General features: G+C 66.2%; 15 protein-coding genes. 1 reads left to right on the forward strand and 14 read right to left on the reverse strand.

The window, feature by feature from the left end:
• Positions 1–114: 114 nt before the first annotated feature.
• From der to QTH97_RS12060, 12 genes are all read right to left on the reverse strand, one after another.
• Positions 115–1,455, reverse strand: a complete 1,341-nt coding sequence (gene der / locus QTH97_RS12005; protein WP_286568375.1) for a ribosome biogenesis GTPase Der — start codon at positions 1,453–1,455, stop codon at positions 115–117.
• Positions 1,456–1,476: 21 nt separating this feature from the next.
• Positions 1,477–2,622 carry an outer membrane protein assembly factor BamB gene (gene bamB, locus QTH97_RS12010; protein WP_286568376.1) on the reverse strand — a complete coding sequence of 382 codons (1,146 nt, stop codon included), beginning with the start codon at positions 2,620–2,622 and terminating at the stop codon, positions 1,477–1,479.
• Complete coding sequence (locus QTH97_RS12015; protein ID WP_286568377.1) at positions 2,619–3,308, reverse strand: YfgM family protein; 690 nt, start codon at positions 3,306–3,308, stop codon at positions 2,619–2,621. Before QTH97_RS12015 ends, bamB begins: the two co-directional genes overlap by 4 nt.
• 6 nt (positions 3,309–3,314) lie before the next feature.
• On the reverse strand, positions 3,315–4,613 hold the full coding sequence (gene hisS, locus QTH97_RS12020) for a histidine--tRNA ligase (RefSeq protein ID WP_286568378.1): 1,299 nt from the start codon (positions 4,611–4,613) through the stop codon (positions 3,315–3,317).
• Positions 4,614–4,621: 8 nt separating this feature from the next.
• Positions 4,622–5,914: a flavodoxin-dependent (E)-4-hydroxy-3-methylbut-2-enyl-diphosphate synthase gene (gene ispG, locus QTH97_RS12025; RefSeq protein WP_286568379.1), complete on the reverse strand. Its 1,293-nt coding sequence runs from the start codon at positions 5,912–5,914 to the stop codon at positions 4,622–4,624.
• 10 nt (positions 5,915–5,924) lie between these two features.
• A complete protein-coding gene (locus QTH97_RS12030) occupies positions 5,925–6,785 on the reverse strand; it encodes a helix-turn-helix domain-containing protein (protein WP_286568380.1) in 861 nt (286 codons plus the stop codon).
• A gap of 31 nt (positions 6,786–6,816) precedes the next feature.
• Positions 6,817–7,647, reverse strand: coding sequence for a type IV pilus biogenesis/stability protein PilW (gene pilW, locus QTH97_RS12035; RefSeq protein ID WP_286568381.1), 831 nt, complete (start codon positions 7,645–7,647; stop codon positions 6,817–6,819).
• Between the two features lie 4 nt (positions 7,648–7,651).
• Positions 7,652–8,800 carry a dual-specificity RNA methyltransferase RlmN gene (gene rlmN / locus QTH97_RS12040; protein WP_286568382.1) on the reverse strand — a complete coding sequence of 383 codons (1,149 nt, stop codon included), beginning with the start codon at positions 8,798–8,800 and terminating at the stop codon, positions 7,652–7,654.
• Positions 8,801–8,820: 20 nt separating this feature from the next.
• Entirely contained in the window at positions 8,821–9,246 is a 426-nt protein-coding gene (gene ndk / locus QTH97_RS12045) for a nucleoside-diphosphate kinase (protein ID WP_286568383.1), read from the reverse strand.
• A 151-nt stretch (positions 9,247–9,397) separates the two neighbouring features.
• Positions 9,398–11,098 carry a pseudouridine synthase gene (locus tag QTH97_RS12050; RefSeq protein WP_286568384.1) on the reverse strand — a complete coding sequence of 567 codons (1,701 nt, stop codon included), beginning with the start codon at positions 11,096–11,098 and terminating at the stop codon, positions 9,398–9,400.
• Entirely contained in the window at positions 11,095–11,937 is an 843-nt protein-coding gene (scpB, locus tag QTH97_RS12055) for an SMC-Scp complex subunit ScpB (RefSeq protein ID WP_286568385.1), read from the reverse strand. Before scpB ends, QTH97_RS12050 begins: the two co-directional genes overlap by 4 nt.
• 128 nt (positions 11,938–12,065) lie before the next feature.
• Entirely contained in the window at positions 12,066–13,163 is a 1,098-nt protein-coding gene (locus QTH97_RS12060; RefSeq protein ID WP_286568386.1) for an RluA family pseudouridine synthase, read from the reverse strand.
• On the opposite strand from QTH97_RS12060, the gene QTH97_RS12065 reads away from it, so the two are divergent.
• Entirely contained in the window at positions 13,106–13,912 is an 807-nt protein-coding gene (locus QTH97_RS12065; RefSeq protein WP_286568387.1) for an outer membrane protein assembly factor BamD, read from the forward strand. The genes QTH97_RS12060 and QTH97_RS12065 overlap by 58 nt on opposite strands.
• A gap of 57 nt (positions 13,913–13,969) precedes the next feature.
• Here QTH97_RS12065 and yoaA read toward each other — a convergent pair whose 3' ends face one another.
• Both yoaA and QTH97_RS12075 read right to left on the reverse strand, forming a co-directional pair.
• Positions 13,970–15,994: a DNA repair helicase YoaA gene (gene yoaA / locus QTH97_RS12070; protein WP_286568388.1), complete on the reverse strand. Its 2,025-nt coding sequence runs from the start codon at positions 15,992–15,994 to the stop codon at positions 13,970–13,972.
• The gene (locus QTH97_RS12075) at positions 15,994–16,197 is read right to left on the reverse strand and encodes a DUF465 domain-containing protein (protein WP_286568389.1); all 204 of its coding nucleotides are present in this window, start codon (positions 16,195–16,197) and stop codon (positions 15,994–15,996) included. Before QTH97_RS12075 ends, yoaA begins: the two co-directional genes overlap by 1 nt.
• Between the last annotated feature and the right edge of the window lie 125 nt (positions 16,198–16,322).

The following is a 16,322-nucleotide window of genomic DNA, read 5'->3' on the forward strand; positions in this document are numbered from 1 at the left end:
GCTGCAGCAAGAAAGTCCAATGGCCTTGTAAAAAAACGGCAGTTAAAAGCCGGAACTTCGCCCGCCGCTGCCGCCCATCTGAGGCTATTGGCGACCAAACCCCGAGACCCGCCTTCACTCGCCCTTGTCGGCGTAGGGATTGTGCGAGGTCTTGAGTTCGATGCGCAAGGGCGTGCCGACCAGGTCGAATTCCTTTCGGAAACGACCCTCGAGAAAGCGCTTGTAGGCGTCGGTGACGTGTTCCAGCGAGTTGCCGTGTATGACGATCACCGGCGGATTCATGCCGCCCTGGTGCGCGTAGCGCATTTTCGGCCGGTACATTCCCGAGCGCTTGGGAGCCTGGAACTGCACGGCTTCCAGCAGCAGGCGCGTCAGAACCGGCGTGGACATCTTGCGCGTCGCGGATTTGTGGGCCTGTACGATCGCCTGCCAGACCGGGCCGAGCCCCTGGCGCTTGACGGCTGAAATGAAGTGCAGCGCGGCGAACTTCAGGAACGGCAGGCGCGTCTCGATCTGGCGCTGGATCTGCTCGCGCTGGTAGCTGTCCACCGCGTCCCACTTGTTGATGGCGATCACGACCGCGCGGCCGCTTTCGAGGATGTAGCCGGCAATATGGGCATCCTGGTCGGTCACGCCCTGCGTCGCGTCGAGCAGCAGCAGGACCACGTTCGCCGATTCGATGGCCTGCAGCGTCTTGACCACCGAGAACTTCTCGATCGCCTCGAACACCTTGCCCTTGCGCCGCAGCCCGGCCGTATCGATCAGCTCGAAGCGCTGGCCGTTGCGCTCGAACGGCACCATGATGGCGTCGCGCGTGGTGCCCGGCAGGTCGAAGGCGACCAGCCGTTCTTCGCCGAGCCAGGTGTTGATCAGCGTCGACTTGCCGACGTTGGGACGGCCGGCGACGGCGAGCTTGATCGCCTTGTTGGCCTCTTCCTCCTCGTCCTCGTCCTCCTCGGGGAGGTTGAGCGGCGCGAGCGCCAGTTCGACGAGGCCGCGAATCCCCTGCCCGTGCGCCGCGGAAATGCCGTGCACCTCGCCAAAGCCCAGTTCGTAGAAGTCGACCAGCTTGGTGCCGTCGTGCATGCCCTCGGCCTTGTTGGCCACGAGCACGCAAGGCTTGCCGAGCCGGCGGAGTTCGTTCGCGATGTCGTGATCCTGGGCCGAGAGGCCTTCGCGCGCGTCCACCACGAAGATGACCACGTCCGCTTCGGCCACGGCCTGGCGCGTCTGCTTGGCCATCTCCTTGAAGATTCCGCTTCCCGCGTCCGGCTCGAAGCCACCCGTGTCGATCACGATGAATTCGCGCTTGCCCTGCCGGCCATTGCCGTAGTGGCGGTCGCGTGTCAGGCCGGCAAAGTCGGCGACGATGGCGTCGCGCGTCTGTGTCAGGCGATTGAAAAGGGTCGACTTGCCGACGTTGGGACGCCCGACCAGTGCAATGACCGGCTTCATTGAAGGCGTCCTTTCACGTGACTACTCAGGCCGATAGCCGAACACACCGCCATTGCGGGTGACGACCACGACCGTATTGCCCGCCAGAACCGGCGTTGCGACGATGGCAGATCCATCGGGGGTGAGGCGATTCAGCGGCGAACCGTCCTCGCGAGAAAGCACGTGCACCAGGCCGGTGCTGTCGCCGATGATCAACGAACGGCCGACCGCGAGCGGAGCGGTCAGCATGCGGTACTTGAGCAGGTCGGCTTGCTGCCAGGCGCGCTCACCGTCGGAACGGCGCCATGCGATGACCGTGCCGTTTTCCTCGGTACCGAACACGTAGCGGTCGTCGCCACCCAGGCCATCGGCGCCCACCGCCGGCTTGGTCCAGAGGAGCGCACCGCGGGAGGCATCGACGCAGCCCACATTGGCGTAGTAGGCGCGAACGCAGACGACCTCGCCCACGCGGCTCACGGAGCCTGTCAGATCGACCAGCCGCTCGACGTCGTTGGTGCCGCGTGGAGCGGCAATCGGCGACTCCCAGCGCGAGGTGCCGTTGGCAGGGTTGAGGCCGACCAGCCGGCCTCCCACGCCGGTCACCAGCGTGTCACCCACGGCGAGGAGCACGCCAGGCTTCTTCAAGACCAGGTTTTCTGCCGGGCGCTGCTGCGCCCAGAGGCGGCGCCCGCTCTGCCCGTCCCAGGCACTGGTCGTGCGATCGGCGGCCTGCACGAAGACGCGGCGGCCAGCCACCAGCGGCGGCGTATAGGCCTGGGCCGTCAGGCGCTGCTTCCAGAGCACCTTGCCGCCTTGCAGGGCGATGAGTTCGCTGTTGGCCGTCACGACCGCGACCATCGATCCGTCGCTACCCACGCCGGCTGCGAGCGGCTCGCCGACTTTGGCGCGCCACACTTCCTGGCCGGCGCGCGCATCGATCACGGCCACCGTGCCGTCGCTGCCGGCGACCGCGATGAGGTCGCCACTGACGTTGGTCGACAAGGGGAATTCCACCGCCGGAATGCGCACGCTCCAGGCCTGGCGCACGCCCATCAGCGCCGGATTGGCGGGGAGTTCGGTGGGCTTGGGCCTCGATGTACCGGAGCAGGCCGCCAACGTGGCAATCAATACCGCTGCAGCGCCCGTGCGCAGGACGGGCGCAGAAGGCAGGTAACGCTTGAAATTCATGGTTTGTTCTTGGCTGGGGAAGCAGCGCCGGCAGCCGCCAGGCTCTTTGGGTCGACGCCGACGGCGTTGAGCTTGATCTCGACGAGACGACGATAGTCGGTACGCGGCTCGAAGGCGGCCCAGGCCTTCTGGTACTCGGCCTTCGCCTCGTCGCGCTTGCCTTGGACAAGATAGATGTCGCCCTTTCGGTCCGCAACCAATGCTTCGAATTCCTTGGGCACATTGCCCGAAAGCTGCTTGAGCGCCTCGTCGTACGACTTGGCCTCGAGCAGTTCTGCCGCAAGGCGCAACCTGGCGACCGCCTGGTAGCCGGGATCGACCGCATGGTCCGACACCCACGCCAGTGCGGCGCGCGACCCGTCCGTGTTGCCCTTCTCGTACAAGGTCTTCGCGGCGAGCAGGCCGGCCTGCTGCGCATAGGCCGTGCCGGCGAACTTGTCCTTCATGTCCGCAAGCGCGCGTTCGATGCGGGCGGTGTCGCCGGCCTGTGCGCTGCGTTCGACCTCGTCATACAGAGCGGACGCTTGCGCGGCCTTGGTGCGCTGGAAATACTGCCAGCCGTTCCACGCCACGAAGGCGCCGGCCGCAAGCAGCACGACCCAGGTGATCAGGGTGCCGTAGGTGTTCCAGAAATGCTTGAGCTGGTCGAGCTGTTCCTGTTCTTCGAGGTCGAGATGGGTGGCCATGCGCTGTCAGTTGTTGGAAGCCGAGGATTGTAGGGTGGCGGCCCAGGTGGGCACGTCGGCGAGCGCTCGGGTGCTTTGCGCTCCGCTGCCGTCGCGAAGCGACTTGACGGTGACCTCGCCGCGCGCGAGTTCGTCGGCGCCGAAGATCAGTGCGTACGCCGCACCGCTCGCATCGGCCTTCTTGAACTGCGATTTGAAGCTGCCCAGTCCATCGGCGGTGGCGGCATGCATCTGCGCCCGCACGCCGGCATCGCGCAACTGCTGCAAGGTGCGGAGCGCGACGGGCATCGCGGCGGTGTCGGGCACCACGGCGTAGACGTCGGGCACCGGCAGCGGGACCTGCGTGCCCTGTTCTTTCACGAGTTCGAGCACGCGCTCCACGCCGAGCGCCCAGCCGACCGCCGGAGCGGCCTTGCCGCCGATCTGCACGATCAGGTCGTCGTAGCGGCCGCCGGCGCACACCGTGCCCTGCGCGCCGAGCCGATCGGTCACGAACTCGAAGACCGAGAGGTTGTAGTAGTCGAGGCCGCGCACCAGGCGCGGATTGATGGTGTAGCCGATGCCGTTGGCGTCCAGGATCGCGCGCAGGCCGTCGAAGTGCGCCATCGACTCGGAACCGAGAAAGTCGATCAGCTTCGGCGCCGATTCGACGATGTCCTTCATCGCCGGATTCTTGGTGTCCAGGATGCGCAGCGGATTGCTATGCAGGCGACGCTTGGCATCGTCGTCCAACTGATCGGCGTGCTTCTCGAAATGGGCGATCAATTGGGCGCGGTGCAGGGCCCGTTCGGCAGGCTGGCCCAGGCTGTTGAGTTCGAGGCGCACGTCGGTCAGGCCCAGTGCCTTCCAGAGGGCATTCGCCAACAGGATCAGTTCGGCATCGACGTCCGGGCCGGCAAAGCCCAGGGCTTCCGCACCAATCTGGTGGAACTGCCGGTAGCGGCCGCGCTGCGGACGCTCGTGGCGGAACATTGGCCCCATGTACCAGAGCCGCTTGCCGCCGTCGTACAGGAGCGAATGCTCGGTGACGGCGCGCACCACACTCGCAGTGTTCTCGGGTCGCAGGGTCAGGGCTTCGCCGTTGAGCTTGTCCTCGAAGGAGTACATCTCTTTTTCGACGATGTCCGTCACCTCGCCGATGCCGCGCACGAACAGGGCCGTGTGCTCGAGGATCGGGGTGCGGATGTTGCGATAGGCATATCGCGCCATCAGTTCTCGCACGGTGGCCTCGAGCCATTCCCAGCGTGCCGATTCGGGCGGCAATATGTCGTTCATGCCTTTGACGGCATTGAGTTTGTCAGCCATGGATGAGATCAGGCGACTTGCGCAGCGGACTCGCTGCCAAAGCGCTTTTCAATATAGTTTTCGACCAGTTGGTGGAACTCGCCGGCGATGTTGTCGCCGCGCAGCGTGAGTGCCTTCTCGCCGTCGATGAACACCGGCGCCGCAGGCGCTTCGCCGGTTCCGGGCAGGCTGATGCCGATGTCGGCATGCTTGCTCTCGCCCGGGCCGTTGACGATGCAGCCCATCACCGCGACCTTCATGGTCTCGACGCCCGGGTACTTCGTTCGCCAGACCGGCATCTGCATGCGCAGGTAGTCGTCGATCTGCTTGGCGAGTTCCTGGAAAGTGGTACTGGTCGTACGGCCGCAGCCCGGGCAAGCGGTGACGCTCGGCACGAACACCCGCAAGCCCAGCGCTTGCAGGATCTCGTTGGCGATCAGCACTTCCTGGGTACGCGATTCCCCCGGCTGCGGCGTGAGCGACACACGGATCGTGTCGCCAATGCCCTCCTGCAGCAGGATCGAGAGCGCCGTGGCCGAGGCCACCGTGCCCTTGGTGCCCATGCCGGCCTCGGTCAGGCCGAGGTGCAGCGTGTAGTCGCAGCGCTTCGCAAGTTCGCGGTAGACCGAGATCAAGTCCTGCACGCCGCTCACCTTGCAGCTCAGGATGATCTGGTTGCCGTTCATGCCCATGGATTCGGCGAGCTTCGCGGAATCGATGGCCGAGGTCACGAGCGCCTCGTACATCACCTGCTTCGCGTCCCAGGGTTCGGCACGCCGGCTGTTGGTGTCCATCAGGCTGGCAAGCAACTCCTGGTCGAGGCTGCCCCAGTTGACGCCGATGCGCACCGGCTTGTTCCAGCGCATCGCCGCGTCGATCATCTGGCCGAACTGGCGGTCGCGCTTGTCGCCCTTGCCGACGTTGCCCGGATTGATGCGGTACTTGCTGAGCGCCTCGGCGCAGGCCGGGTAGTCGGTGAGGAGTCGGTGGCCGTTGTAGTGGAAGTCGCCGATCAGCGGGACGTCGACGCCCATGCGGTCGAGCTGTTCGCGGATATACGGCACCTGCGCTGCTGCTTCGGGCGTGTTCACCGTGATGCGCACCATCTCGGACCCGGCAAGCGCAAGCTCCTTGACCTGGATGGCGGTGCCGATGGCGTCCACCGTGTCGGTGTTCGTCATCGACTGGACACGCACGGGCGCATCGCCACCCACGGTGACGGTGCGGGGCCCCCAGACCACGCTCGCCTGGCGGCTGCGGCGTGCCTTGGGCGCGGCGGGCTCGATCGGGAGGCAGCCGATGGTGTCGATGATGTCGGTCATGGTGAAAGCCTCAGGATTTGATCTCGAAGCGTGCCACACCGCCGGAACGCGTGAGGGGCGCAAGGTCGAAGGCCTTGCCGCGCACGCGAACGTCGACGGCCGAAGCCCGGCCCACGACCACCTGGAATGGCAAGTTGCCGCTCAATCCGACGGTTTCGCCCGCCTTGACGGTGCGCCGCAGCAATTGCTTGCCGCCCAATTCGGTCACGGTGATCCACGAGTCCTCGCGCGCGACAAACACGATCAGGTCAACGCTGGCGGTTGCGTCCGGAGCCGCGGCCGCTGGCTCCGCGGGCGCGGTTTCCACGGGCGGCGGCACCGGGGCGGCAGCGGGTGCGACGGCCTCGGTCGTCGTACCTGCCGGACCGGACGGAGCCTTGGACGACTTGGACGCCTGGTCGCCCGACTCCGTCGCAGTCAATTGCGCGATCGATTCGCCGACCCGGTCGAAGACCGACTGCGGCAACCAGAACAGGACGGCAGCGCCGATCAACAACAGCAGCACCACGACCAACAAGGGCCGCGAGGGCAGCCAGTTCGAACCCGCGCCCGAACGCGGTGCAGCTGAGCGCAGGTTCCGGCTGATGGTCTGATCGGCGTCGGCGAGCCCTGGGCGCTGGGCACCCGGCAGCTTGGCCAGCACGGGTGCCGGGTCGATCCGCAAGGCACGGCACACGCTCGCGGCAAGCGCCCGCGCAAACACCGGATCCGGCAGGGACTCGATGTCATCGGCTTCCAACGCCGCGAGCTTCTGCGGCGATACCTTCAGTGCGGCGGCCACCATCTCGATGTGGAGGCCGTGCGCCTCCCGCGCTTCGCGCAGCATGTCGCCCGCCGTCATGTGAGTGCTGTCACCGCCGACAAGTGGCACCGCAGCAGAGGCTCCGAATTCGCTCGCCCGCTCAATCATTGAAATTCCCGCGCTCGTACGCAATCGCCTCCCGCGACTGGGGGAAGCGCCGCTGCAACTGGCCCGCCAGCTGCGCAATCGCCTCACGGTTGTTGAGCTGGCGTTCGATCTTGATGCCGAGCCACAAGGTCTCGGCGGTGGCCGAGGGGCTGTTGTTGACTCGGCGAATGTAGAACTGCGCGCGCGACCATTCCTCGCGCTGCGCGAGGACGGACGCCAGGTTGTAGCCGACCACCGGGTTGGCCGCATCGATCTCGTAGGCCTGCGTGAGACTGCGCTCGGCTTCCACGCGCTGCCCTGCCCTCAACTGGCAGACCCCTTGGGTCATGAGCGTCTTGGCGCGATCGGTGTAGCTGGACACCGAGAGCGCGGCGGTGAACTGCTGCTGCGCGTCGGCATAGCGGTTCTGCTGGCACAGGAGCCACCCGTAGTTGTGGAGAACATTCGGCTCGCGCGGGTTCAAGGCGATCGCGCGGCGAAAGCTGTCCTCGGCGGCGGGTGCATCGTCGAGGCGCATGTAGACGAGGCCGCGCAGGTTGTAGGCGTCGGCAAAGGTCGGATCCGCAGCAAGGGCCAGCTTGATCTCGTCCAGCGCGACCGTCGTCTGGCCCTGCTGGAAGTAGCCGATCGCCAATTCGATCCGCAACTTGGCGCGCTTGCGGGCGTTCGTTTCGTCCGAGTCCGTCACGATGGCAGCGGCGTTGGGAGCGTTGCTCGGCGAAGCACCATCCTTCGTGGCGCAGGAGGCCAGCAGGAACACGGCCGCCACGCCACAGAGCGCCTGCATCACCAGCGTTTGCGCAGTCGGAAAGGCCTTGCTCATCGGATCATTGCTCCTCGGGGGTGGATGTGGCGGCCTTCTTGCGGGCCGGATGCAAAACGACGGTTCGCCGCTGGGCCATGCGCTCGGCTGCGTGGGTGCGGTCCTTGACGTCGCCCGCCAATTGGCCGCACGCGGCGTCGATGTCATCGCCACGCGTCTTTCGAACCGTGGTGACGATGCCTGCTTCGCTCAACACCTTGGCGAAGGACAACACCCGGGGTTGCGGCGAACGCAACAGGCCGGACGCGGGAAATGGATTGAAGGGGATCAGGTTGAACTTGCAGGAGACGCCCTGCGAGCGAACCAGGTCCACCAGTTGTCGCGCATGCTCCGGCTGGTCGTTGACGCCATCCAGCATGCAGTACTCGAAAGTGATGAAGTCGCGAGGCGCATGCGCGAGGTAGCGCTTGCAGGCTTCCAGCAGCTCGGCGATCGGGTACTTCCGATTGAGAGGCACCAGGTCGTCGCGCAACGCGTCGTTCGGCGCGTGCAGCGAGACCGCCAGCGCGACCGGGCAGTCGCCGCCGAGCCGGTCGATCATCGGGACCACGCCGGAAGTCGACACCGTCACCCGCCGGCGAGACAGCCCGTAGGCGTTGTCGTCGAGCATGGTGCGCAGCGCCGGCACGAGTGCCGAGTAATTCTGCAGGGGCTCGCCCATGCCCATCATCACGACGTTGGAAATGATCCGCTCGTAGCGCTTCAGGTGCTTGCGCAGGAAATGCTCGGCAAACCACAACTGGGCGACGATCTCGCCGGTCGTGAGATTGCGGCTGAAGCCCTGGTGCCCCGTCGAGCAGAAACGGCAGCCGACGGCGCAGCCGGCCTGGGACGACACGCACAGCGTACCGCGATCGTCTTCGGGAATGAACACGGCCTCGACCGCGTTGCCGTCGCCGACGTCGAACAGCCACTTGATGGTGCCGTCGGCGGATTCGTGCTGCGTGATCACGCGCAGCGCCTCGACACGCGCCGTGGTGGCGAGCTTCTCGCGCAGCGACTTCGCCAGATCGGTCATGTGCGCGAAATCGCTTGCCCCCCGCTGGTGAATCCAGCGGAAGAGTTGCGTCGCGCGGAAACGCTTTTCGCCCAGCCGTTCGCAGAACGCGGCCAGTCCTTCCAGATCGAAGTCGAGCAGGTTGGCCGTGGTCATTGCGTCAGGCGGGCTAAACCTCAGCGTGCGTAGACGTTGAGGCCGGCAAAGAAGAAGGCGACTTCGTTCTTCGCGGTTTCAGGAGCATCCGAACCATGCACTGCGTTGGCATCGATGCTGTCGGCGAAGTCGGCGCGGATGGTGCCGGCGGCTGCCTTCTTGGGGTCGGTCGCGCCCATCAGGTCGCGGTTCTTGGCGATGGCGTCTTCACCTTCGAGCACTTGCACGAACACCGGACCGGAAATCATGAACTCGACCAGGTCCTTGAAGAAGGGGCGCTCCTTGTGGACGGCGTAGAACTGCTCGGCTTCGCTGCGCGACAGGTGCACCAGCTTGGCCGCCACGATCTTGAGGCCGGCAGCCTCGAAGCGGGAGACGATCTTGCCGATGACATTCTTCGCCACTGCGTCGGGCTTGATGATGGAGAGGGTGCGTTCGATGGCCATGGAAGTGCTTTCTTGAGAGCTTGAATCTGGATGGGGTTTTGTCACTGGCGCAACTCTGCTGTCGCAGCCTTTGACAAAGCCTTTGATTTTAACCGGCGCGACAGGGCCAACCCGCAAGAAGCGAGCGAAAGACCGCAGTTCGCGCGGACTTTCAGCGACCTCGGCGGCGGCCGCCGCCTTGTCCGCCAAAGTTGCCGCCACCGGGGGATCCGCCGCGACGCGGGCCCTGGCGCTGTTCCTTGCGCTGGCGCGAGAAGCTGTCGGCACCGATATAGCCGAGCGACGTCTTCATCGGGTCCGGTTGGTTGGCGCCGCTCGGCGGACGATCTTCGCCTTGCCGGTTGCGGCCCTGCTGGCCACCCTGGCCTTGGCCTTGGCGGTCGCCGCGATTGTTCCGGCGCCCCTGCGGCGGCCCCTTGCCGCCGCCCATGCCGCGGTCGGTCCGGGCACCCGGACCGTGGGCCAGCGGATTCGGGATCGGCGCTTCGCGCTCATCGCCTTGCGCGCCGCCGCCAGCGCCGTTTCGGTTTCCGCGTCGCTTGCGGTTGCGGTTGTTGCGTCCGCCGCCGTCCTGGTTCTGGCCCTGGCCTCTCGGGCCTGCGCCGGGCCGGGCCTGCCGTTCGCCGGAACCGCCCGCCGCCTGGAACAGCGCCCGGATGTCACGCTCGTCGAGCTCCATCCATGCGCCGCGCTTGAGACCACGCGGCAACACCATCGCGCCGTAGCGAATGCGAATCAGCCGGCTGACCGCGTGCCCCACCGACTCGAAGAGCCGGCGAACTTCGCGGTTGCGGCCTTCGGAGATGGTGACGCGGTACCAGCAGTTGGAACCTTCGCCGCCGCCCTCTTCGATGGTGCCGAAATGCGCCATCCCGTCGTCGAGCCGGACGCCTTCGAGCAGGCGTTGCTTTTCCTCGCTGCTGAGGGCGCCGAGCACCCGGACTGCGTATTCGCGCTCCAGTCCAAAACGGGGGTGCATCAGCTGGTTGGCCAGTTCGCCGGAACTCGTGAAGAGCAACAGACCCTCGGTGTTCAGGTCGAGGCGGCCGACGGACTGCCACTTGCCCTGCTGCAGGCGCGGCAGCTTGCGGAACACGGTCGGACGGTTCTGTGGGTCGTCGTGCGTGACCACTTCGCCAACCGGCTTGTGGTACGCGATGACGCGCGCCGGCGGCGGCGCGATGCGGTAGCGAATCGGCTTGCCGTTGATCTTGACCTGGTCGCCGTACTGGATGCGCTGTCCGATATGGGCCGGCTCGTTGTTGACAGAGATCCGGCCCTGCAGGATGAGCTGCTCCATCTCGAGGCGCGAACCCAGGCCCGCTTGCGCCAGCACCTTGTGCAACTTGGGCGAATCGGCCTCGGGCAACAGCACTCGCTTGAGCGGCGGGACTTCGGGGCTTTCCTCGTCGGCGTCGAACTGGCCCGAGATGACGTCGGCAAATCGGATCGGCTCGGGCGGGGGGGCGTTGCGCTGTTCGCGCTCGGCGGCGCGGCGCGCACGGTCGAGGTCGTCTTCCTCTTCGTCCGGCTCTTCTTCCTCTTCGTCCTCGTCGACCTCGGAGGCACCCACCTCCGAGGCTCTGTCCGGTACTGGCGCAGGTCGGTCTTCGGCGGCTGGCGCCTGAGGCTCGGGGGACTCGACCGTGTCATCTGCCGGCGCCTCGGCCGACACGTCGGTCGCGGCGGGCTTGCGCCGACGCGGACGACGCTTGCGCGGCGCGTCGGACGCATCTTCGGCTACGGGAGCGGCGGCGCCGTCTTCAGGCTGCGCCGCCGCATCCGCGACGCGCTCCTCGGGGAGGGCTTCGGCCGGCAGCGTGGCTGCGTCATCGGGATCTTTGGGGCTCATGGTCGGGTTCCGGAAGGGACAGCGGTAGTGTCGGCCTCATCGGACGGTGCGTCCGCATCTGCGTCGACGGGAGAGGAGGATGGGATATCAGTTGCAGCCGGCGAGTCGTTTTCAGGGTCGATCGCCACTTCGGCTCCAGTGCTTTCGGCTATGACCACGACGGTCTCGACGGCTTCGACAGCGTTGTCGGGCTCGGCGGCTTCATCGGCCACGGCGCCGGCTTCGGCAGGCACCGCCTCGGGTTCGGCCGCGATGTCTTCGATCGGCAGCGCCGGCTGGTCCGCGCCTGCGGCACGATCGAGCGCGTCGATCAAGGCGCCCTGCTGCGACGGCGATTCGATCACCGGCAACTGGTCGAGCGAAGCCAGGCCCAGATCGTCGAGAAACTGGCGGGTGGTCGCGTACAGCGCCGGGCGGCCGACCGTTTCGCGGTGGCCAATGACCTCCACCCAGTTGCGGTCTTCGAGCTGCTTGAGGATCAGCGAATTGATGGTGACTCCACGGATGTCCTCCATGTCGCCCCGCGTGACCGGTTGCCGATAGGCAATGATCGCCAGCGTTTCAAGGGCTGCGCGCGTGTAGCGCGGCGGCTTCTCGGGGTGCAGGCGGTCCAGATGGTCGCGAAGCTCGGGACGGCTCTGGAAACGCCAGCCGGACCCCACGCTCACGAGCTCCAGGCCGCGCTGCGACCAGTCTTCCTGCAATTCGAGCAACAGCGACTTGATCGTGTCCGCGCCCAGTTCGTCGTCGAACAGCACGCGCAGTTCGCGCACCGGCAAAGGCTGGGTCGAACAGATCAACGCGGTTTCGAGAATGCGCTTGGCATCCGCCGTATTCATGGTTCGCGTTATCCCGGAAAAGGCGTCTCGGGGACGCTTGATCAGATGGATGAAAGGAGGGCGCTGCAGGCACGCGGCGAATGCAACGCGAGGCCGGCATCGGATGGCCGGCGCGGCCCTCGGGACCGTCAGGCGCGATTGTAATCCAGCCCCCACTCGGAAAAACCCTGAGCGAGATCGGCCGGCGGCGGCGACTGGAACGCCATCGGCTGCCCAGTGATCGGATGCGCGAATCCGAGCCTGAAAGCGTGCAGCGCCTGACGCGTGAGGCCGGCCGCGTTGGCGCCTCCGTAGAGGGCATCGCCGACCAGAGGGTGGCCGATCGACGCCATGTGCACCCGAATCTGATGGGTCCGCCCCGTTTCCAGCGTGCAGCGGACTGCGCAGCCCAGGTCGTTGGTGTCGAGCGCCTCGACCAGCGTGCGCGCCGGCTTGCCGGAATGGCGCTCCAGATCGACCACCGCCATGCGCAGGCGATTGCGTGGATCGCGGCCGATCGCCGTGTCCACATGCCGCGCGATGGCGCCTTGCCAGGTGCGGTGGGCGAGCGCGAGGTACTGGCGCTTGACTTCGCGCGCCGCGATCAGTGCCACGAGCGCGTCCATCGCTGCACGGCTTCGTGCCACGACCATCAGGCCGCTGGTGTCGCGGTCGAGCCGATGCACGATGCCGGCGCGCGGCAGCAGCGCCGCCCGCGGGTCGAGCGCAAGCAGCCCGTTCAGCAAGGTTCCGCTCCAGTTGCCCGGTGCTGGATGCACGACCAGGCCCACCGGCTTGTCGATGACGCGCAGATGTTCGTCTTCGTGCAGCACGTTGATTGCCATCGTCTCCGGCCGGAATGCCTGGCTCTGCGGCGTCGGCCGAAGCTCGATGCGCCCGGCTTGGCCAGCGTGAACCGTGGCCGAGGTCTTGGTGACCACCCTTCCCTGCAGTTCGACGGTGCCGGCATCGATGAGTTGCTGAAGGTAACTGCGCGAGAACTCGGGCACCAATGCGGCGAGCGCCCGGTCCAAGCGCTGGCCGTGTTGGGCTTCGCCGATCAGGAAGGTGCGAATTTCGCTGGCATCGGACAGCTCCGCACCCTCGTCGTGGTCAGCCGCCTCCGGGGTATTGCCCGAGGGGTCGGCCGATATAATTGAGGGCAACTGTTTCACGAAAGCCTTATCTGATGTTTCGCGCCAAATTATCGGTTGTCCCCGGCTGGCTGGCCCTTTGCGCGGCAGCATGGCTGGTGGCTGGCTGCTCGACCCCGACCGACAAGACCGCGAACTGGAGTCCCAACCGCATCTACTCGGAAGCCAAGGACGAAGTGGACTCTGGCGCCTTCGACAAGGCCGTGCCGCTGTACGAAAAGCTGGAAGGCCGCGCCGCCGGCACGCCGCTCGCGCAACAGGCGCAACTCGACAAGGCCTATGCCCAGTTCAAGGCAGGCGACAAGGTTCCGGCCGTCGCGACGCTCGATCGCTTCATGAAGCTGCACCCGGCCAGTCCGGCGATCGACTACGCGCTCTATCTCAAGGGCGTGATCAATTTCAACGACGACCTCGGCATGTTCGCGTTCATGACGCGCCAGGACCTGTCGGAGCGTGACCAGAAGGCCGCGAAGGAATCCTTCGAGGCGTTCAAGGAACTGGTGACCCGCTTCCCCGAATCGCGCTACACCCCCGATGCCCGCCAGCGGATGAACTACATCGTCAACTCGTTGGCGCAGTACGAAGTTCACGTGGCCCGCTACTACTACAACCGTGGCGCCTACCTGGCTGCCATCAACCGTGCGCAGCAGGCCCTGGCGGACTACCGCGAAGTTCCGGCGCTCGAAGAGGCGCTCTACATCATGTACATGTCCTACGACAAGCTGGGCCTCAACGACCTGCGCGACGACACCCAGCGTGTGCTGACCACCAACTACCCGAAGAGCGAGTATCTGACGCGCGGCTTCCGGGCCAAGGACGATCCTTGGTGGAAGCTCTGGTAGCAGGCACTCCCCCGCTTTTCACTTCACTTTGCCTTGGGGCGGCCCGATGGCGGCCGCCTACTCCTCGTCTGATGACCGCGCGCCTTCACCCAGTTCGGCGACAGCGGCATCGAACTCTGTTTCAGTCTCGATCCTGCGCATGGGCGGCAATGCGGCGAGCAGGCGGCGGCCGTAGCCCATGGCGACGAGGCGCGTGTCGCAGATCACCAGCACGCCCATGTCGCTCTCCCGCCGGATCAGCCGGCCAGCGCCCTGCTTGAGCGCCACGGCGGCCTCGGGCAACGAATAGTCGCTGAAGGAACTGCGCCCCTGCGATTCGAGGCGCTGGGAGCGCGCTTCCACCAACGGATCGTTGGGCGGCGGAAAGGGCAGCTTGTCGATCACGACCAATTGCAATGCATCTCCGGGCGCATCGAAGCCCTCCCAGAATGAGGCGGATGCGACCAGGACACAGCCGGCACGCCCTTCGACTGCGCCCTCGCGAAAGCGATCCATCAGGACGCGCTTGGGCAATTCGCCCTGTACCAGCACTTCCGGGCGCTGAACGGGTTCCAGGCGATCGAATTCCTGCCGCATGGCATCACCGATCGTCCGCAGCGCGCGCAGCGTCGTCGTGAGGACGAGCGTGCGGCCACCGAGGACACCGGCACCGCGGGCGGCGAGCTGTGCCACCCGCTGGCTGTGCGCCGGGTCGTTGGGCTTGGGGAACACGCGCGGTACGTAGAGCGCCGCCTGGCGTGCGTAGTCGAACGGACTCTGTACACGCAACACCTCGGCATCGTCGAGGCCACAGGGCTCCGTGAACCAACGCAGCCGGGGATCGTCCCCGAGGGTGGCCGACGTGAAGACCCAAGCCCGCCCCTCCTCTTCCTCGTTGTCAGCGTCGGACTTGAGGACCCGTGTCCGCACCGCCTCGGCGATGTCGAGTGGCGACTCGATCAATCTCAGCTGCGTGCCCACGTCCACCCAGCGCACCGATCCGGTGGGACAGGCCTCGGCAAAGCGCCTTGCACGATCCGACAGCTGCTGCGCACGATCATGAAGGCGAACGAAATCGGGCGACAGCTCACTCACGGTGTCGAGCCCCCTCGCGGCTTCCGCGAAAGCCTGCTGCAGTTCATCGAGCGCGACCTGCCAGGCATCCGGTGCGACGCCTTCCGGTGACGCACCGGCCCAGCGCAACTTTGCGCCTGGGTATTGCTTGCCCACCGACAACCTCAGTTCGCGTGCACCGCGCTCGACCCCTGCCACCAGTTGCTGCCAGTCCACCAGGCCCCGCGCATGCTGCAGTCCCGCTGCCAGCAGGTCGCGGGCAAAGTCCAAGGCTTGTCCGCTGCCAAGCTGGACGCCGAGGAACTGCACACCGGTCTCGTTGAGTTGATGCGCTTCGTCGAATACCACGACCCGCACGGTCGGCAGCAGCTCTGCCATGCCGGATTCGCGCACCGCAAGGTCGGCGAAGAACAGGTGGTGATTGATGACCACCACGTCCGCTGCCATCGCTTCGCGTCGCGCGAGGTTGACGTGGCATGGCTTGAACTGCGGGCACTGCGCTCCAAGGCAGTTCTCGCGCGTGGAGGTCACCAGGGGGATGAGCGGCGAGCGCTCGTCCAATCCGGGCAACTCGGCCAGATCGCCCGTGCGCGTCGCCTTGGACCATTGCTCGATCTTCGCAAGCGTGCGCAGCGTGCCCCGTTCGGGCAGAGAGGCGTCGTGCCGCGCCTGATCGAGGCGGTGCAGGCATACGTAGCTGGCCCGCCCCTTGAGCAATGCGGTCCGCACGGGCAATCCCAGTGCAGTGACCAGCCGGGGCAGGTCGCGGCCGAAGAGCTGGTCCTGCAGCGTCTTGGTCGCGGTCGACAACAGCACGCGCTCCCCGCTCAGCAGGGCCGGCACGAGGTAGGAAAAGGTCTTTCCGACGCCGGTCCCGGCCTCGACCACGAGCACGCCGCCCTGGTCGATGGTGCGCGCGACTGCCAGGGCCATCTGCGTCTGGCCTTCGCGTTCGCGGAACTGCTCGGCGGCATGGGAAAGCACACCGTCCTGCGCGAAGGCCTCGCGCACCTCTTGTTCGATGGACATCAGGCGGGCTCTTGCGGGTCGAGCAGGCGTTCGAGGCGTGCGATCTCGTCGCGCAGTCCGAGGCGCCGCTTTTTCAGCCGCCGCAGAAGCAGTTCATCGACCGGGACGACGTCGCCCAGCCGGTCGATCGTGGCGTCGAGGTCCGCATGCTGGATCCGGAGCTCGATCAGCTGGCGAGAAATGGAGTGAAGATTGGAGTCCAACGGGGGCAGTGTGAAATTCGACGCAACGCTGCTTCGGCCGCAGCTTGTTGTTCACTCGATAATACGTCTTCGTCTACCTTTCACGACACTCATGAAAGACCGCGCCATCGGCGCATCTGCGCCCA

Source organism: Variovorax gracilis (genome assembly GCF_030317115.1).
GTDB lineage: Bacteria > Pseudomonadota > Gammaproteobacteria > Burkholderiales > Burkholderiaceae_C > Variovorax > Variovorax gracilis.